Below are 13,715 nucleotides of genomic sequence, written 5' to 3'. Positions count from 1 at the left end.
TTATCGGATCCCTTCGCCGGCTTGGGATTCGATTTGGGCCACCACCTTGCTCAGCGCCGCCGCCATGTCCGGTTCGCGGATGGTCATCAGCGCGGCCTCGTCGAACACCTCTGGCGGGTTTTCGTCGTTGCGCAGATCACGCAGGTCGGCGGCGGCCTCGAGCACCTTGCGCACAAAGCGCCCGTTGCCGTAGAAGTCGATCGCGCGGTGGTTCTTCACGGTTGCGGCGGCGAGCTTTTCACAGGTGGAAAGCAGCGTCTGTGCTGCGCCCGGGTCGAGAATGTCGTCGCGGCCGGCCGCCAACACCTGAGCGATCTCCACCAGCTCTTCGGGACTGTAGGTCTCGAACACGAAGCGGTGCGCAAACCGCGATCGCAGACCGTCGTTGCTGGCCAACAACCGCTCGATGTCGGCCTCGTAACCGGCGAAGATCACCACCAGCCGGCCACGCTGTTCTTCCAACGCTTTGAGCATTTCATCGACGATCGCTTTGCCGAACTGATCTGTGCCCCCGGCTCCTTGCGGGCCCACCAGGGCGTAGGCCTCGTCTAAGAACAGCACCCCATCGCGGGCGCGCGCCAAAGCTTGGTGCAATCGTTCTTCGGAGTGCCCGACGTAGGGGCCGATCAGCTCGCGCCCGGACAGCTCAACCACGTTGGGTTTGGCCACGATCCCCAACCCGCACAAGATCTTGGCGATAATGCGGGCCACCGTGGTTTTGCCGGTGCCGGGCGGCCCAACGAACACCATGTGATTGGCCGCTTCGGGTGTCTTCAACCCGATCTCGCGGCGTTTTTCGGCCATCCGCATGCGCGCCCGGAAGGTCTTGATCTGCTCCTTGAGAGTCGCCATCCCCACCTGGGCGTCGAGCTCCTCGGTGGCTTCGGCCAACAGCTTGGCGCGCTGTTCGGCGGCACGTGTCTCGGCGAGCTGCTCGGCATCAGGCCCGGAGGCCGGGTCCCACGGGTCGGCACGGGCGGCCAGCACCTCCGGTGTGGTAAACCGCAGCCCCACGCCGGGATCGGCGATCGCCGCGGCCACCTCCGGCGAGGGGGATTCGGCGTTAACCTCACGCAACAAGGCGATCGCGGTGTCTTCCTCGCCGCGCTCGCGGGCCAGCAACGCCAAAAACCACTGGGCGGTCTGCTTGGCCGACGGAAACTCGCCCGCCGAGTTCTCCGCGTCGGCCAGGTAGCGTTGGGCGGCGTCGATTTCCCCCAGATGGGCATGCGCGACCCCGACCGCGACTTTCACGGCGATGCTCAAGAACGCGTCACTGCGGAATTGGTCGTCGTGGCCGGCCAGGGTGGAGATCACGTCGGGCCAGCGTTGGGCGCGGTAGTACATGGCGGCCTGCACCCAGCGCGAGAGCCCGCCCGCTGGGGCTTCCTTGAGGGTCTCTTGTGCCTCGTGGTAGTCGGGGGGGTTGCCCATCGCCAGCATCCGCACCAGCGCCAGGGTCAACACGCCGCGGTCATAGATTGGCTGATCGAGGGCCACGATGCCCATGCCGATGTCGAACTTGGGCATGAAGTATGCGGGGCTGACGCCGAGCCGGATGATCTCGGCGTGCATGTTTTGCCGGCAATTCCAGGCGCGGTAGACGATCTGGGATTCGTTGTCGCCGCACAGCATTCGGCCCAGCCATGCGTCACACATCTGCGGATCGGTCTCGCTGGCCGTGGTGAAATAGCGCAGCGCCTGCTCGGTGTTGGGCCGACCGCCACCTAGCAGGCCGAGTGCTGCCGCGCCGGCGTCGAACAGGTCGCTGGCTTCGCTCATTGCGGGTACCTGTCGGCGAAGGTGGCGGCTTCCATTTCGCGATACTCCTCGGGGGTGGGCAGCTTTTGCACGCCGCGGTAAAAGCGATCCATCCGATCAGGGTTGCGGCCTTGCGCCTCAACGCATTGCAGCGAAAACAGCCGCAGCTCCATGCGGTATTTGGCCCGCGCCAAGCCTGCGATGGTCACGATTTCTTTGGCCAGTTCGTCATCGCTGGTCAGCGCGTCCTCGTCGAGGAACAGGCCGGACACTTGGCCGCGGCCGTTGCAGCTGACACCCACCGATCCGGCCGGGTTGAACACGGTGAATTCGCGCCGGTAAAACATTTCGGTGTCGAGTTCGTCGCCGCCGGCCTGCTCGCGGTCGATTTCACTCACCTGAATGCCCCTGTCTGCCATGGCTATTCACCGGCTATCCCGTTGATCGTGTTGGCAATCGTGACCAGCTCCTCATCCTGCGGGTCGACCTCCAACCCGACATTGGCGTATCGCAGCGCCGCGCCCGGATCGTCGGCGTGGCGCGCCGCGAGCTCCCGGCATGCCCGGCAAATCAGGTCCCGCATGCCGGGCAGATGCGGCACAGCCCAGGATGGCGGCTGTGCGCCGAACAACGGGACCGCCACCATCTCCACCGCTTCGATCAGTGCCGCGGTGTCGGCGCCGGACGGGTCCACGCCGACCAGTTTGGTAAAGCGGCGCCAGTCGGAGTCGATGTCGATCCGGTATCCGGCGTCGGTCAGCACCGGGTTGAGACCGCGGCGACGCATCTTGCTCATCGCCACGTGGAAACTCTTGTGCCGCTCGGCCCCGTAGAGCACCTGGCACAGACGCGCGGTGGGGATCGGCCCATCGAAGCGGATGACTCCGACGATCTGCTGTTGCATCGGCTGCAGCTGCTCCCCGGCCGCGTCGGTGACCTCGAAGCGCCCGAACACCCGCAGCAGCGCACCGGTATCCGACACCCCCGCGCCGGCGTCGGCGTCGGCTTCCAGTGGCGCTGCCCCGTCGTCGTGTTCAGTGGCGCCGGCCGGGCTATCGGTCGATTGTGGGATCGCTTCGCCGACCGGGGTTTTCAGCGGCCGCACCGGCCACGAGGTGCCCGCAGCCAACACATCCACCCAGCCGCTTTGCCCGTCCAGGAGCGGATCGGCAACCACCACGGTGGCGTCGGGGTTAGCACTCAACCTCGCCCCGGCCACCGCCGACTCATCACCGGCCGCACCTTGCACCTGCGCCTGCAGCACCCAGTTCGCGATCAACGACTCACGACCCCGGCACGTCACACCGATCTCGTCGATGGCCAACGCGTTGACCGCCACCACCTGGGACTCGGCCACGCCGACCACCACCAGCACCGGATCCGCCGACGCGTCGCGAAGCCCCGGCTCGCTGCCGCGCGGCGCCCGCACCCACCCGGCCGTGTCCGTCTCCCAGGGGGCCGGCAACGGTCCCGGCGATGCCGAAAACCGCACCGCCACCCACTGCTCGTCGGCGCAGACCACCACCGCCCGCGACGACGTCAACGAGTGCACACCGCCGATGAGGCGCCGCACACCGCCGGCCAGGCAGTCGGCCACCAAATCCGCTGGCGTCACACTCATTCCAAACCTAATTCCACGTCGAGTTCGGGCACCGCGGCGCGGGCGGCAGCCTCGCGCCGCTCCCCGAGCACCTCGTAGCATTCACGCATCGCCGACATGAACAACTGCTCGATCTGCGCCGGGCGGTAGCGCCCCACAATGCCTTCCATCCACAAATCGGTCAGCGCCCCGTACCCGTCGATTTCGGGTATCAAGTTCGGCTCCTCAGGCGCAGCCCGGCGCACCCGCAGATCCTCGAACGCCGCGGCGTGCACCCGACCCAGCATCTCGCCCAGCTCACGGCCGCGCGCCAAAAAGCGCTCCACGTCGGGATGAAATGCCACCGCCGCTCCTACGTTTCGGTGGGCCGGGGTCGGCGGCGCTGCCCTGCCACAGCTTCCGACACTTCGGGCTCGTCTTTGACCAAAGGCTCGTCGGGGAACCACTCCGGGTTGCGCGTCAGCTCTTTGTCCGAGTCACCGCCGGCGCGGCCCATCGGCATCATTCCCATCGGCATGCCACCCATGCCGCCGCCTGAAGTCGACGGTGCACGTGGAATCGAGGTCGGTGCCGTCGTGGGCGGAGGCGGCGCGGCCGGCGTCCCTGGGGAGAGTTGTTCGGGCAGACCGGCCGGCATCGTGCCGCCCGCACCGGCACCGGATCCGCCACCCGCGCCGCTACCCAGCAGGTCGCTGCCAGAGCCCAGGCGGCTCAACGGATTACCGGACGCAGGCTTGCCCAGCCCGCTCAGCGGCGACCCGCCGCCAAGGCCCTGCCCGAGCTGGCTGGCCGCTTGGCTGGCCTGCTGGCCGAGCTGGCCCAGCGACTGGCCGGATTTACTTAACGCCTGCCCGACCGCGTTGGCCACCTGGGAGGGAACCGTCGTCATCGACCCCATGACGTCCTGCATGGACTTGCCCGTGGTCTCCCCTAGCTCCTCGGCCGGCGCATCGCCAGCTTCCTCGACGTCCTGCGGATCGTGGATGCTTCCCAGCCCATGGGCGGGCTTGTTGGGCAGATGCGGATCCCCGTCGCCGCCGATCCGCGGCGAATCCCCGGGGTGCTCAACATCTTTGACCCCGGCCGCGCCCTGCCCGTAGCGGGCCATCGTCATCACCGACTGTTCTTTGAGCTGCGACAGCTTGGCTTCTTCCTCGGCTGCCTTCGCTGCGGCCGCCGGATCACCGGCCGCCGCCCGGGCAGCCGCATTCAGCAACGCCTGCTCGGTCTGGCGCACCTGCACCGCACGCGGATGCGCGCTGACCGCATCACGGTGAAACCCGCCCAATTGGCGAACATTGGAAGCGTGCGAGCTGGCCGCTTCCCCCGATGCGTGCATCCAATCGCCGAAACCCAGCAATCGCTGCGACAAGCTCTCCCCGGCAGGCCCCGCCCACGACGCCGGCAGACTCGACCCCAGCGTGCGGAACTCGGCGCCGATCGTGCGCAACTGGGTTGCCACCCCGTCCCAGGCCGCGGCGTGACCTTCCAGGCCGCCGGCGCCCGCGCCGGTGGTCAGCGCTTCGTCGACCGTCGCCGGGTCGGCCGGAACGCTGGCCAGCGCTGCAGGGATATCAACCGGCACGTTGGGAATGTCCACGGCTGGGGGTGAGGGAAGGTTGATCGCGCCAATCGCCGCCCCTGCCGCTGCGCCGGCCGTGCCGCCGTTGATTTCGGCCGCACCAGCCTCATCGGTGACGACATAACCATTCAGCGCAGTAGTGACGGCCTGGGCTCCGTCCGCCAGCCGCTTGATGCCGCCGGCCAGGTGGCCGCTGAGTTTGGCCGAATTGACCGCCGCCCGGTTGGCGGCAGCGACCGAAACAGGATCGGATCCCGCCGGTGGGGCTGGCGCGATCCCGGCGGGGGCGGCCAGTGCGGCCGCGGCCGCGCTGAACGCCGCGGCGAGCCGCGGGCCCACCTCGGCCGGGTCGACTCGTAGCTCGGCCACCTAGCCGACACCACCGACCATGACGCCAGCTGCGCCGTCGTTATCGGTGTTCTCGTAGCCGGCAGCGGCCACCACGAGCTTGTCGCCCATCCGCGCATGCTGCTCGGCCGTGGCGGCGGTCCGCTCGCTCACGCGGCCGAAGAATTCCGGCAGGCACTGCGCGACCGGGGCGGCGACAACGCCGTTGCAGCGCAGGATCTCCGCTTCGGCGTCGGCCAGCCACGCCTGGCAGCGGGCGCGGTAAGTGTCGTAGTCCGACGCGGTGTCGCGGTTAGCGGTGGCGGCCTTCCGCAACATCGCCGGGTTGATCGAAATAGGCGCTGAACTCATGCGGTAATACTCTTTCAGCGAACTGGTCTTTTTCAACAGGTGTGCACTCAGCTTAGTTGCGACGCGGTGGCCTGCGGTGCCAGAACTGGTGGACTCTGCAGAGCGGCGAAACATCCCATCGCCGGACGGTTCTGGTTGTGCGGTTGAACACATGGCTATCAACGTAGCACTGACGGATTATCAGGTCCAGACTGATACTGTTGGCGTGGGAAGCTGCCGACCAGCCAACTGCAACCGATATGGTGACCAGCGTGTTCGACGAACTCGACGCCGAGGAGCTGACCGCTGCCCGCACCCGAGTCGCTGACGCCGGCCTCGATGCCGCCCGCCGGTTGGCGACCACCCGCCTCGTCGACGGACCCGCCGCCGGTCTCGCCAAACCCGCGACCGTGATGGAACTGCTCCTTGCTCGCGACCAAGCCGACCCGAGATGGGAAAGACTGGAACCGTTCGAAACCCGGTGGGCGCTTCTTGTGGTCCGACTTCTTGCGCCCGTCATGAATCCCGCAGCGGCGGTAGCTGATGCCCGCCGGCGCGGAGCAACCTGGGCCGCAATCGGCGAGGCCTTAGGTGTGACCGCACAATCGGCACACGCCCGCTTCGGCCCACGCCCATAACCACCGCCCGGCAGCCGCCGGCCGTTACCAATAACGGACCCATTCTCGAAGGCGCCGACATGCGCAATACTTTGAGTGTCGACTCGTCAAGCCGCAGGCATGCGGTCAACGAAAGGGGTCAACACGGCTAATGCAAGACACCGCACCTCCAGCTGACCACCCCTACCTGACCCGATCTCACCGCGCCCGCGCGCGCATCCCGCAACGTGCAGAGGACCTCCAACCTTGAGCACCCACCCGGTGGACGCCCTCCTGCAAAGCGCGCGCGAACTGCTCGGAACAATGTCGCCAGCGCAGCTCGCCGCAATCAACGCCGGCCCGCAAAGCATGCCCGCCCCGGCCACCTGGGATGGAAACGCCGCCACGGCCGCCGCCGTCGCGAGCAATGAACTCGACCAGCGTCGCGGGCAGCTGAATAACGCCCATCAGACCGTCAGCACCGCGGTATCGCAGGCCAACCAGATCTCGCGCGACGCCCATACCGGCCTGCGCGCCATCGAAACCGCCTGGGCCAACGACAAGGCCGCCCTGGCGCCGCAGGCCAACACCCCCGAGGGCCAGGCCGCCCTACTCAACGCGGGCCAGCAGCGCGTGCACGAAGCCACCCAGCTGATTCACACAGCAGCCCAACGTTTCCAAGGCGCTTCCCAGCAGGTGAGCGCCACTACCGCGGACCTGCGCTCCTCCACCGGCGCGGACGACACGCACGTCCAGCCCCTTGATTCCGAACACGCACCCGGCTGGCCCAAACCACACCACCCGCTGGACCTCGCCGACATCAAACGGCTGCCCCCCAACCAGCCCGGCCCCTACGGTCACATGCCCATCGCCGACGGCGTGTGGGTACCCGACCCATCCGTGAACCAGCTCCACCCAGACATGGTTGGCTCCACCGCCAAATACCCGCTCGACCTTGCTGACCTTCGCCCACTGGCCCCCGGAGAGCTCCCCAGATACGGCGAGATGCAACTGGTGCCCGGCTGGGCCGTCCCCGATCCGACCGCTCCTGGCTATAGCCCCCACCCGCCCCGACTCCCGCTCGATCTGCAAGACATCGTAAAACTGCCATCCGACGCGCTCGGCCCCCGCGGCTACATCAGGCTCTCTGTCCTGTCGGATGGCTCCGCGATCTGGGTGCCTGACCCCAACGCAGCCCACTAACCTACTTAGCCGTGAGCTACCGGAATATATGCCTATAGGCATACAATCGCGGCGTGCCTCGGGATGCGGAGCATCGGCTGGCCGTTGAGGCGGCCGGCCAGTGGGGCATGTTCACCGCCGCACAGGCAACTCGACTGGGCCTGACCCGCGTACGGCTGGCTCAACTGGCCCGCAACCAGCGGATCCTCCGCACCGAAACCCGCGGCGTGTACCGGTTCGCCGGCACCCCCGAACATGCCGTGCTCGACGCGCTGCGCGCCACCTGGCTGTCCCTGCAGCCCAGCGCCTTCGCCGCCGAGCGACTGCGCAACCTGCACCACGGCGAACCAGACGCAGTCGTTTCTCACCTATCGGCCGCTCACTACGTCTTCGAGCTCGGCTCACTACAGCCCGACCGCCTCGACTACACCATCGCCACACCCCGGCGAACCAGTAACCCCTGGGTCGAATTCCACGTCGCCGAATCGTGGCCGCCCACATGGCAGCTCGTCGACGGCCTCCCGGTCACACCGGTCGCGCAGACCATCGCCGACATCTACCGCGCCGGCATCGACGCCGGACATCTCGGCGACATCGTGCGCGACGCGCTATCGCGGGCGGTGGTCGACGTGCGCGCGATAACCGCAGAACTCGACCCACCAACCGGCGGTCACGGACGCGACACCGTGACACACGCCCTGGCAGTCGTCGGCACACCTGACAGCGTCGCCGCCGGCAACGAACTCCTGTTCGCCGGCCGCAGATGAGCTGGGCCGACGAATACACCTCAGAGCGCGCCTTCTGGGTTGCCCTGCGCACCCGCGCCGCACGCCAAGCACACACCGAGCGCACCCAACCCTCGCATGAACTGTTGCGCCAGTTCGTAATCCAACGATTTATGACCCGCCTATTCACCCCCTCGCACACATCCTGGGTGGTGGCCGGCGGGATTGGAATGCTGATCCGAGTGCCGCGTGCACGTGCCACCCGCGACCTGGATCTGACCACCACCGATCCGCACAGCGGGGATCGCCGCCAGGTGCTCGACGACCTTGCACCGCACACCGGCCTCAGCGAGCTCGACCCATTCGCGTTCACCATCAATGCCGACGAACCGTTCACCGGGGTCATGCGCGGCACAAAATTGCGGGTGACCGCCACGATCGGAGCCGAACAGGCCGCGATCTTCGGGCTCGACGTCGCCGCCGACGCACTCCGCGTCAGCGACATCGAGCACAGCCGACCAGAACCAGTCGTCCCCGGCATCCGAGGCCTATCCCCTATTCCAGCCATTCCGCTGTTTCCGCTAGCCAGCCAAATCGCCGACAAGATCATCGGCGTGGCCTTCCGCGACGATCAGGGCCGATCAGCCAACCGCTATCGCGACCTGGTCGACCTCGCGCTCTACGCCGGTGATGTCGACGTCGACGCCGATCAACTCCGCGACGCTCTCCGGGCGCGGGCGGCAGCTCGAGGCCAACCACTCCCCACCCACCTGGACGTCCCCGACGCGTGGGAGACGCCGTATCGCCGGGTCGCCAGCAAGACCACCCTGCAGCCAGCGCTACACAACGCCACCACAGCCGCCGAGGCCGTCGGCGCGTGGCTCAACCCGGTGCTAGCCGGGGAGATCCAGGCCGGATGCGTCTGGGATCACCGCTCCGGCGTGTGGCGCCACACCAGCGAACCGGTTGCGCGGCCGGGCCGGGTATGGGTGCGGCCGCACATGCGCGACGGCCGACCGGTCACCGACTATTTCCGCCGCCGCCCCCGCCACTAAAGATCGACACGTCCCATCAGCGGGTGTCCAAATTACGTGCGCGGCAATGCTTTCCGAGCGGCGGCGTATAGGTGGTTGCCCCACAATTTGCACACCAATGGCTGCGATGCATGATGCCGCAGGCGCAGTGCGCCGTGCCGACCAAGGTCCTGCCCGGCCCAAACCGGCCGCCACAACTCCAGCAGTAGCGAGGTGCGATTTCTTCGTAGCCCCGCCGCGTCCGACGCAACACCTGTCCGATCATATGTTCATATGTTCGATTCTCGATTTTGATCTGCAGCCGCAGGCGGATCAGTCGAACGTGGCCCGCCTGGCGGGCCGGACGGAGTTCGCGGGTCCTGGAAGATCTCTGGCCGCGAAGCTGTGTGCTAGAAGGCAGCCAGACTAGGTGATGAACCGGTTCACGACGGGGCTGTCCGACCAGGTGAAGGGCTGGGCTCTCTGGTGGTCCCAGAACGTCGCCGCTGCGGGCTGGTAGTCGGGGTTGACGCGGCGGGCGATCACCAACGCACCGCGCACTTCGTGCCCGGCATCGGTGAGCGCCGCGGCGGCGCTGTTGATGCGCGCGCCGGTGGTGTAGACGTCGTCGACAAGAAACACCCGCTGGGGCGAGCACTTCTCGGCGAGGACGAACCCGTCGCGGGCCGGCCGGTTGAACCCCAGCTCGCCGGGACCTCGGCGCAGCAGGACTCGGATCGGCACCTGCAGCCCGAGCTGGGACAAGATAGTGTGCAGCGGATGTGGTGGTGGCCGGTCAGGGTTGGCGGATGGGACCACCACGATGCAGTCGAACGGCGCCCGCCCAGTGATGCGGCCGCCGTGCACATGGAAGAACCGCCCCAGCAAGGCCTGCACGATGTCGACGTATTCGGGGATGAACGGTTCGCTGCCATCCGGGCGGCCTTTGTAGCAGGTCAACCATTGGCGGAGCTGAGAAGGCTTGCGGTACAGCGAGATCAAATCAAGCGGCACCGCCGCGATCTCTAATTCCGAGGCGATCTGCGCGCAGTTCCAGCACTCTTGTTCATCGGGGCGGTCATTCCAAGTTCGGCATCGCCAACACGTTGCTGGCTGCCCGTCTACTGGTGGTGGCACCAACTCCGCGGTCACGGTGTCCGAGAGACCAAGAAGCCGCGAGTCGAGCTGGCCGATCACTTGTCCACTGTCACATCTAGTTCAGGGCGGCAAGGACTTCCCGGCCACTGCTCACAAACGCCGCGGATCCGGCGGCGGCAAGCTGTCGCGCCCATCGCTGCCCAACCAACGCCGGCGCCCACATCAGCACGCGCCGCCCGTAGGTGATCGCCTGCTCAACCTCGTGGCGGCTTCCGCTGCGCTGCTGGCCGTCGATCACCACGCTCACGTCGGCCAGACCTGCGATGACATGGTTGCGGCGCAGGAACGTCGTTCTCGTGCGCGGCGCATCGGGGGCGAACTGCGACACCAGCACCCCCCTGCGGCGGATTTCATCAGCCAGGTCAGTGTTCTGCGGGGGGTAGATGTGGCGGATTCCGGTGCCCATCACCGCCACTGTCTGCCCGCCGGCCTCCAGTGCGCCGCGGTGGGCGGCAGCGTCGATACCGGCCGCGAGTCCCGACACCACGACCACGCCAGCGGCCGCCACCTCAGCCGCCAGTTTCCGGGCAGACGCCGCCAGCTCTGGCACGGTGTCACGGCTGCCCACGATGGCCACCGCGGGCCCGGGCGGGATCGGCGCCGTGGCAAACAGCACCGGCGGCGCATCCCAACACCGCGCCAGCCGGGCCGGATACTGCGGTGTCCCGGCCAGGATCGGCACCGCGATACGTTCCTGGATCACCTGGTCAATCACCTTGTGCCACCAGTCGATTCGGCCAGGATCGAGATTTTCACGCAGGTAGCGCACAAGCTCGGACGCCGGCGCGGGATCCCACCTTGGCCGCAGCAGGGCCGCGAACTCATCAGGGTCTGCCAGGATCGCGGTCAGGTCGCTGGGCTGTGCCGGCAACAGCTCCTGAGCAGCCATAACCGTGGCGACGGCCGTGGCGTAGTCCTGGTCACCTGGTCCCATACCGCCACTGTATGGGACGGCTCCGACATCAACCCGCGGGACGCGCTCCTTACCGCTGGTACATGGCCTGCGCGAGGAGTTGATGGGCGGCCTCTGCAGCTACAGCGGCGTCGGGGTTGTTGAGACGCTCCCACAGGCCCGGATCGGTCGGTAGGCCACCCAACTCCGGTGGGTTGTCGCGGTGGGCGGCCCAGTACGCCTGGGCCGCCCCGCCCGAGCAGGCCAGCGGCACCACTCCGACATCTCTCTTGGCGGCCCAATCGATTTCCTCAGCGGTGCGCTCACCGCCGCGGATTGCCAGCAGCGCCCGCGACTCGGCCAACAGCGACACCACCAGCGTTTCACGCGACATATCAGTGAAATTCACGGTGCCCACCCGTTCCTGCAGTTGCGCCGGCGGCTCACCCGCTTTCTCCCGAAAGTGAAACGTCAGCTTGGCCGGGTCATATCTGCCATTAATGCGGCGCAGCCGAGCCACGTCGCGTGTGATCAGCCAGCCGGCCGGTCCCCCCAACGAGGCGATCTCCCAAGTCGTTTCACCGTCGAGCTCGCGGGCCATCGCCAAGCACCACTCATCCAGAATCTGCTCATCCTCTTCTGCGGTGGTGTCGGGTCGAGCACTGCTCCCAGACACGAACAACCGCTCCGGGCGGGTCCGGCGCAGCAGTTGGGTCAGTATTTCGGTGTTCTCGTCAAATTTCGTGATCTCACATACCCGCACCCCGCTGTTCTCCAGGTCGGCCATGCGCAGCTCATGTAGGCGCGCATCGTCGCCGGCGTCGACGCCCGGGTGCTTGATCACCGCGATGTGCCGGTCTTCTGCGGCGGTGCCCAGCGTGCGGGCCAAGCGCAGCAGGATCTCCACGTTCGGGTCGGTGAAGCTAAAGCCCAAAAACAGCATCACCCGGCTTAGATACGACGCCCGCAGCACCGTCCACATGCGCTGATGGTCGGCTTCGTAGCGTTCGTAATCGGTGCGCGTAATGACTGGCGGCACAACCCAGCCCGGCGGATTCCCGCCGATGCTGCCGTGCATCTTAATGACGGTGCGCGGATTGTTCGACGCGATCTGTTGGATCGTGGCCTCATCGACGGCCAGCGCCGGCTCAAACCCTGCCGAGGCCATCGCTTTTTCGATCAGCGGATCGTAATTCGTCGTCCACACCTCCGGCACCCGTAACCGCGCCACCAGACAGTGACTCCGCGCCGGGCTTGGCAGCGGCTGAGTAAGGGCGGCAAGGATATGGTCTTCCAGCGCTCGCCGGCCGCCGCCCGGGTCGTTGACGATGTACTCGGCGACCAGCGGCAGATCGCGATGCTCGGGAATGTTGCAGCGTCGGCGAATCGGATCGAGAAGCTCTCCCCAGCCCGGAAGACCAGCATCGCGCGACAGGCCGGCGCCAATAAACAGCGCCGCGTTGCCGGACAGAACCGCTGTCGAGATGCAGCGAAGATTGACATGACACGCCTGCCTACTTTGACGAAACTTCGGCGTGTCGCGGCAGCTCGCTAATCTTCGTTGCATAACCGCAGGTGAACGTCTTTCTGCAACCAGATTAGCCACAGGGGCGTCTGACGTCCTCGGCTCAAACACCGGCGTTGTCGCGATAGCTTTTGGCGTCGCCGATGTCCGTTGCAGCTATCGGTCCTCAGATTTCGCGGCAAACGGCGCAGTCCCGACATCAGCGTTTGCAGAGTTCTCACGAACATGGCGAACGCTTTTCTCATTCCCTCGCTAATTCGCGGTGCCGACCATCGCCGTGGCGCGTGGGAGGTTTGAGTTGCAGTAGTCAAGGACTAGGTAGCGTGTCATGGCTCGATTCTCGGTGAGCGCTCTTGTTGACTGTTTATGCGACTGGCGCCCCAAGCGTGCGCTAGCCAACGGACAGGTCGACCATGAGCGGGAAAGGATGCCAGACATGACTGGAGGCAATCAGTCCGCTTTCGGGTATCGCTACCAGTATCTCGTCACGATCGAGCGATTTCTCCGGTACATGCGCGATCGTCTCGGCCAAATGGGTGCAATCGCTCTTCATGTCGAGCCGACGACGCTGGCGCGCGAGGGCATTGCGCGGGATGACGACATTATCGACTTCGCGATCGAGTTCGACAGCGCGATTGCAGAGCGAGTGCAGGTAAAGGGTTCGAGCAATCCCCAGGAAAACAAGCTTTTTCACGGCGAAGCAGACGAAGTTTTCGGACGCCTCGCCGGCAAGACTGCCGCACACTCTGTGCTCCTGACGAATCGCGCACTGGGGCCGGGACTGCAAGGTAGGTGCGCGCAAGCCCTAGATGCTGCCGGTGTCGAACAGTGGCACTACGTCGCACCCGACGGTGCGGCCGCTGATACCGAAGCGACGATCGTGGGAGCGTCCCGGGGAGTGGTGTAAGTGATGGCGGCGTGTCGGTCCCTGACGTAAGAGGGCCATCGCGTGAGTCTCTGTGGTGAAACGACCAAGAATCACTACCGAGAGGAACATCGCGAT

At 66.5% G+C, this 13,715-nt stretch carries 14 protein-coding genes; 5 read left to right on the top strand and 9 right to left on the bottom strand.

Annotated elements, in window-relative coordinates; genetic code table 11:
- Genes eccA through H7I87_RS18645 form a run of 6 tightly spaced genes read right to left on the bottom strand, consistent with a single transcriptional unit; the run spans position 1 to position 5,678 of the window.
- Positions 1 to 1,782, bottom strand: a complete 1,782-nt coding sequence (gene eccA / locus H7I87_RS18670; RefSeq protein WP_045375020.1) for a type VII secretion AAA-ATPase EccA — start codon at positions 1,780 to 1,782, stop codon at positions 1 to 3.
- A complete protein-coding gene (locus H7I87_RS18665) occupies positions 1,779 to 2,159 on the bottom strand; it encodes a YbaB/EbfC family DNA-binding protein (RefSeq protein WP_231113839.1) in 381 nt (126 codons plus the stop codon). The genes eccA and H7I87_RS18665 overlap by 4 nt, the downstream gene beginning before the upstream one ends.
- 23 nt (positions 2,160 to 2,182) lie before the next feature.
- Positions 2,183 to 3,382: a hypothetical protein gene (locus H7I87_RS18660; protein WP_048893283.1), complete on the bottom strand. Its 1,200-nt coding sequence runs from the start codon at positions 3,380 to 3,382 to the stop codon at positions 2,183 to 2,185.
- Positions 3,379 to 3,705, bottom strand: coding sequence for a hypothetical protein (locus H7I87_RS18655; RefSeq protein WP_053094049.1), 327 nt, complete (start codon positions 3,703 to 3,705; stop codon positions 3,379 to 3,381). Before H7I87_RS18655 ends, H7I87_RS18660 begins: the two co-directional genes overlap by 4 nt.
- A gap of 8 nt (positions 3,706 to 3,713) precedes the next feature.
- A complete protein-coding gene (locus tag H7I87_RS18650) occupies positions 3,714 to 5,312 on the bottom strand; it encodes a PPE domain-containing protein (protein ID WP_063967087.1) in 1,599 nt (532 codons plus the stop codon).
- Positions 5,313 to 5,678: a type VII secretion target gene (locus H7I87_RS18645; RefSeq protein WP_167380300.1), complete on the bottom strand. Its 366-nt coding sequence runs from the start codon at positions 5,676 to 5,678 to the stop codon at positions 5,313 to 5,315.
- Positions 5,679 to 5,893: 215 nt separating this feature from the next.
- On the opposite strand from H7I87_RS18645, the gene H7I87_RS29215 reads away from it, so the two are divergent.
- The 4 genes from H7I87_RS29215 to H7I87_RS18625 all read left to right on the top strand — a co-directional run bounded on the left by H7I87_RS29215 (position 5,894) and on the right by H7I87_RS18625 (position 9,179).
- Complete coding sequence (locus tag H7I87_RS29215; protein WP_139800168.1) at positions 5,894 to 6,259, top strand: hypothetical protein; 366 nt, start codon at positions 5,894 to 5,896, stop codon at positions 6,257 to 6,259.
- Positions 6,260 to 6,484: 225 nt separating this feature from the next.
- Positions 6,485 to 7,420 (top strand): hypothetical protein, encoded by a 936-nt coding sequence (locus tag H7I87_RS18635; protein WP_139800169.1) that lies wholly within the window; start codon positions 6,485 to 6,487, stop codon positions 7,418 to 7,420.
- Between the two features lie 53 nt (positions 7,421 to 7,473).
- The gene (locus H7I87_RS18630) at positions 7,474 to 8,166 is read left to right on the top strand and encodes a type IV toxin-antitoxin system AbiEi family antitoxin domain-containing protein (RefSeq protein ID WP_231113861.1); all 693 of its coding nucleotides are present in this window, start codon (positions 7,474 to 7,476) and stop codon (positions 8,164 to 8,166) included.
- The gene (locus tag H7I87_RS18625; protein WP_045374931.1) at positions 8,163 to 9,179 is read left to right on the top strand and encodes a nucleotidyl transferase AbiEii/AbiGii toxin family protein; all 1,017 of its coding nucleotides are present in this window, start codon (positions 8,163 to 8,165) and stop codon (positions 9,177 to 9,179) included. Before H7I87_RS18630 ends, H7I87_RS18625 begins: the two co-directional genes overlap by 4 nt.
- Positions 9,180 to 9,563: 384 nt before the next feature.
- Here the strand turns inward: H7I87_RS18625 and H7I87_RS18620 are convergent, their stop codons facing one another.
- The 3 genes from H7I87_RS18620 to H7I87_RS18610 form a co-directional block, all read right to left on the bottom strand.
- Positions 9,564 to 10,151, bottom strand: a complete 588-nt coding sequence (locus H7I87_RS18620; protein WP_045374928.1) for a ComF family protein — start codon at positions 10,149 to 10,151, stop codon at positions 9,564 to 9,566.
- A gap of 199 nt (positions 10,152 to 10,350) precedes the next feature.
- Positions 10,351 to 11,166, bottom strand: coding sequence for a DNA-processing protein DprA (locus tag H7I87_RS18615; protein ID WP_244179147.1), 816 nt, complete (start codon positions 11,164 to 11,166; stop codon positions 10,351 to 10,353).
- Positions 11,167 to 11,278: 112 nt separating this feature from the next.
- On the bottom strand, positions 11,279 to 12,793 hold the full coding sequence (locus H7I87_RS18610; RefSeq protein WP_244179148.1) for an SIR2 family protein: 1,515 nt from the start codon (positions 12,791 to 12,793) through the stop codon (positions 11,279 to 11,281).
- Positions 12,794 to 13,148: 355 nt separating this feature from the next.
- Between H7I87_RS18610 and H7I87_RS18605 the strand changes: the two genes are divergently transcribed.
- On the top strand, positions 13,149 to 13,619 hold the full coding sequence (locus H7I87_RS18605) for a hypothetical protein (RefSeq protein ID WP_063967158.1): 471 nt from the start codon (positions 13,149 to 13,151) through the stop codon (positions 13,617 to 13,619).
- Positions 13,620 to 13,715 lie beyond the last annotated feature (96 nt).

The sequence above is a fragment of the Mycobacterium timonense genome (genome assembly GCF_025821985.1).
Classification (GTDB): Bacteria; Actinomycetota; Actinomycetes; order Mycobacteriales; family Mycobacteriaceae; genus Mycobacterium; species Mycobacterium avium.
This window is presented reverse-complemented; position numbering and strand designations above follow the sequence as displayed.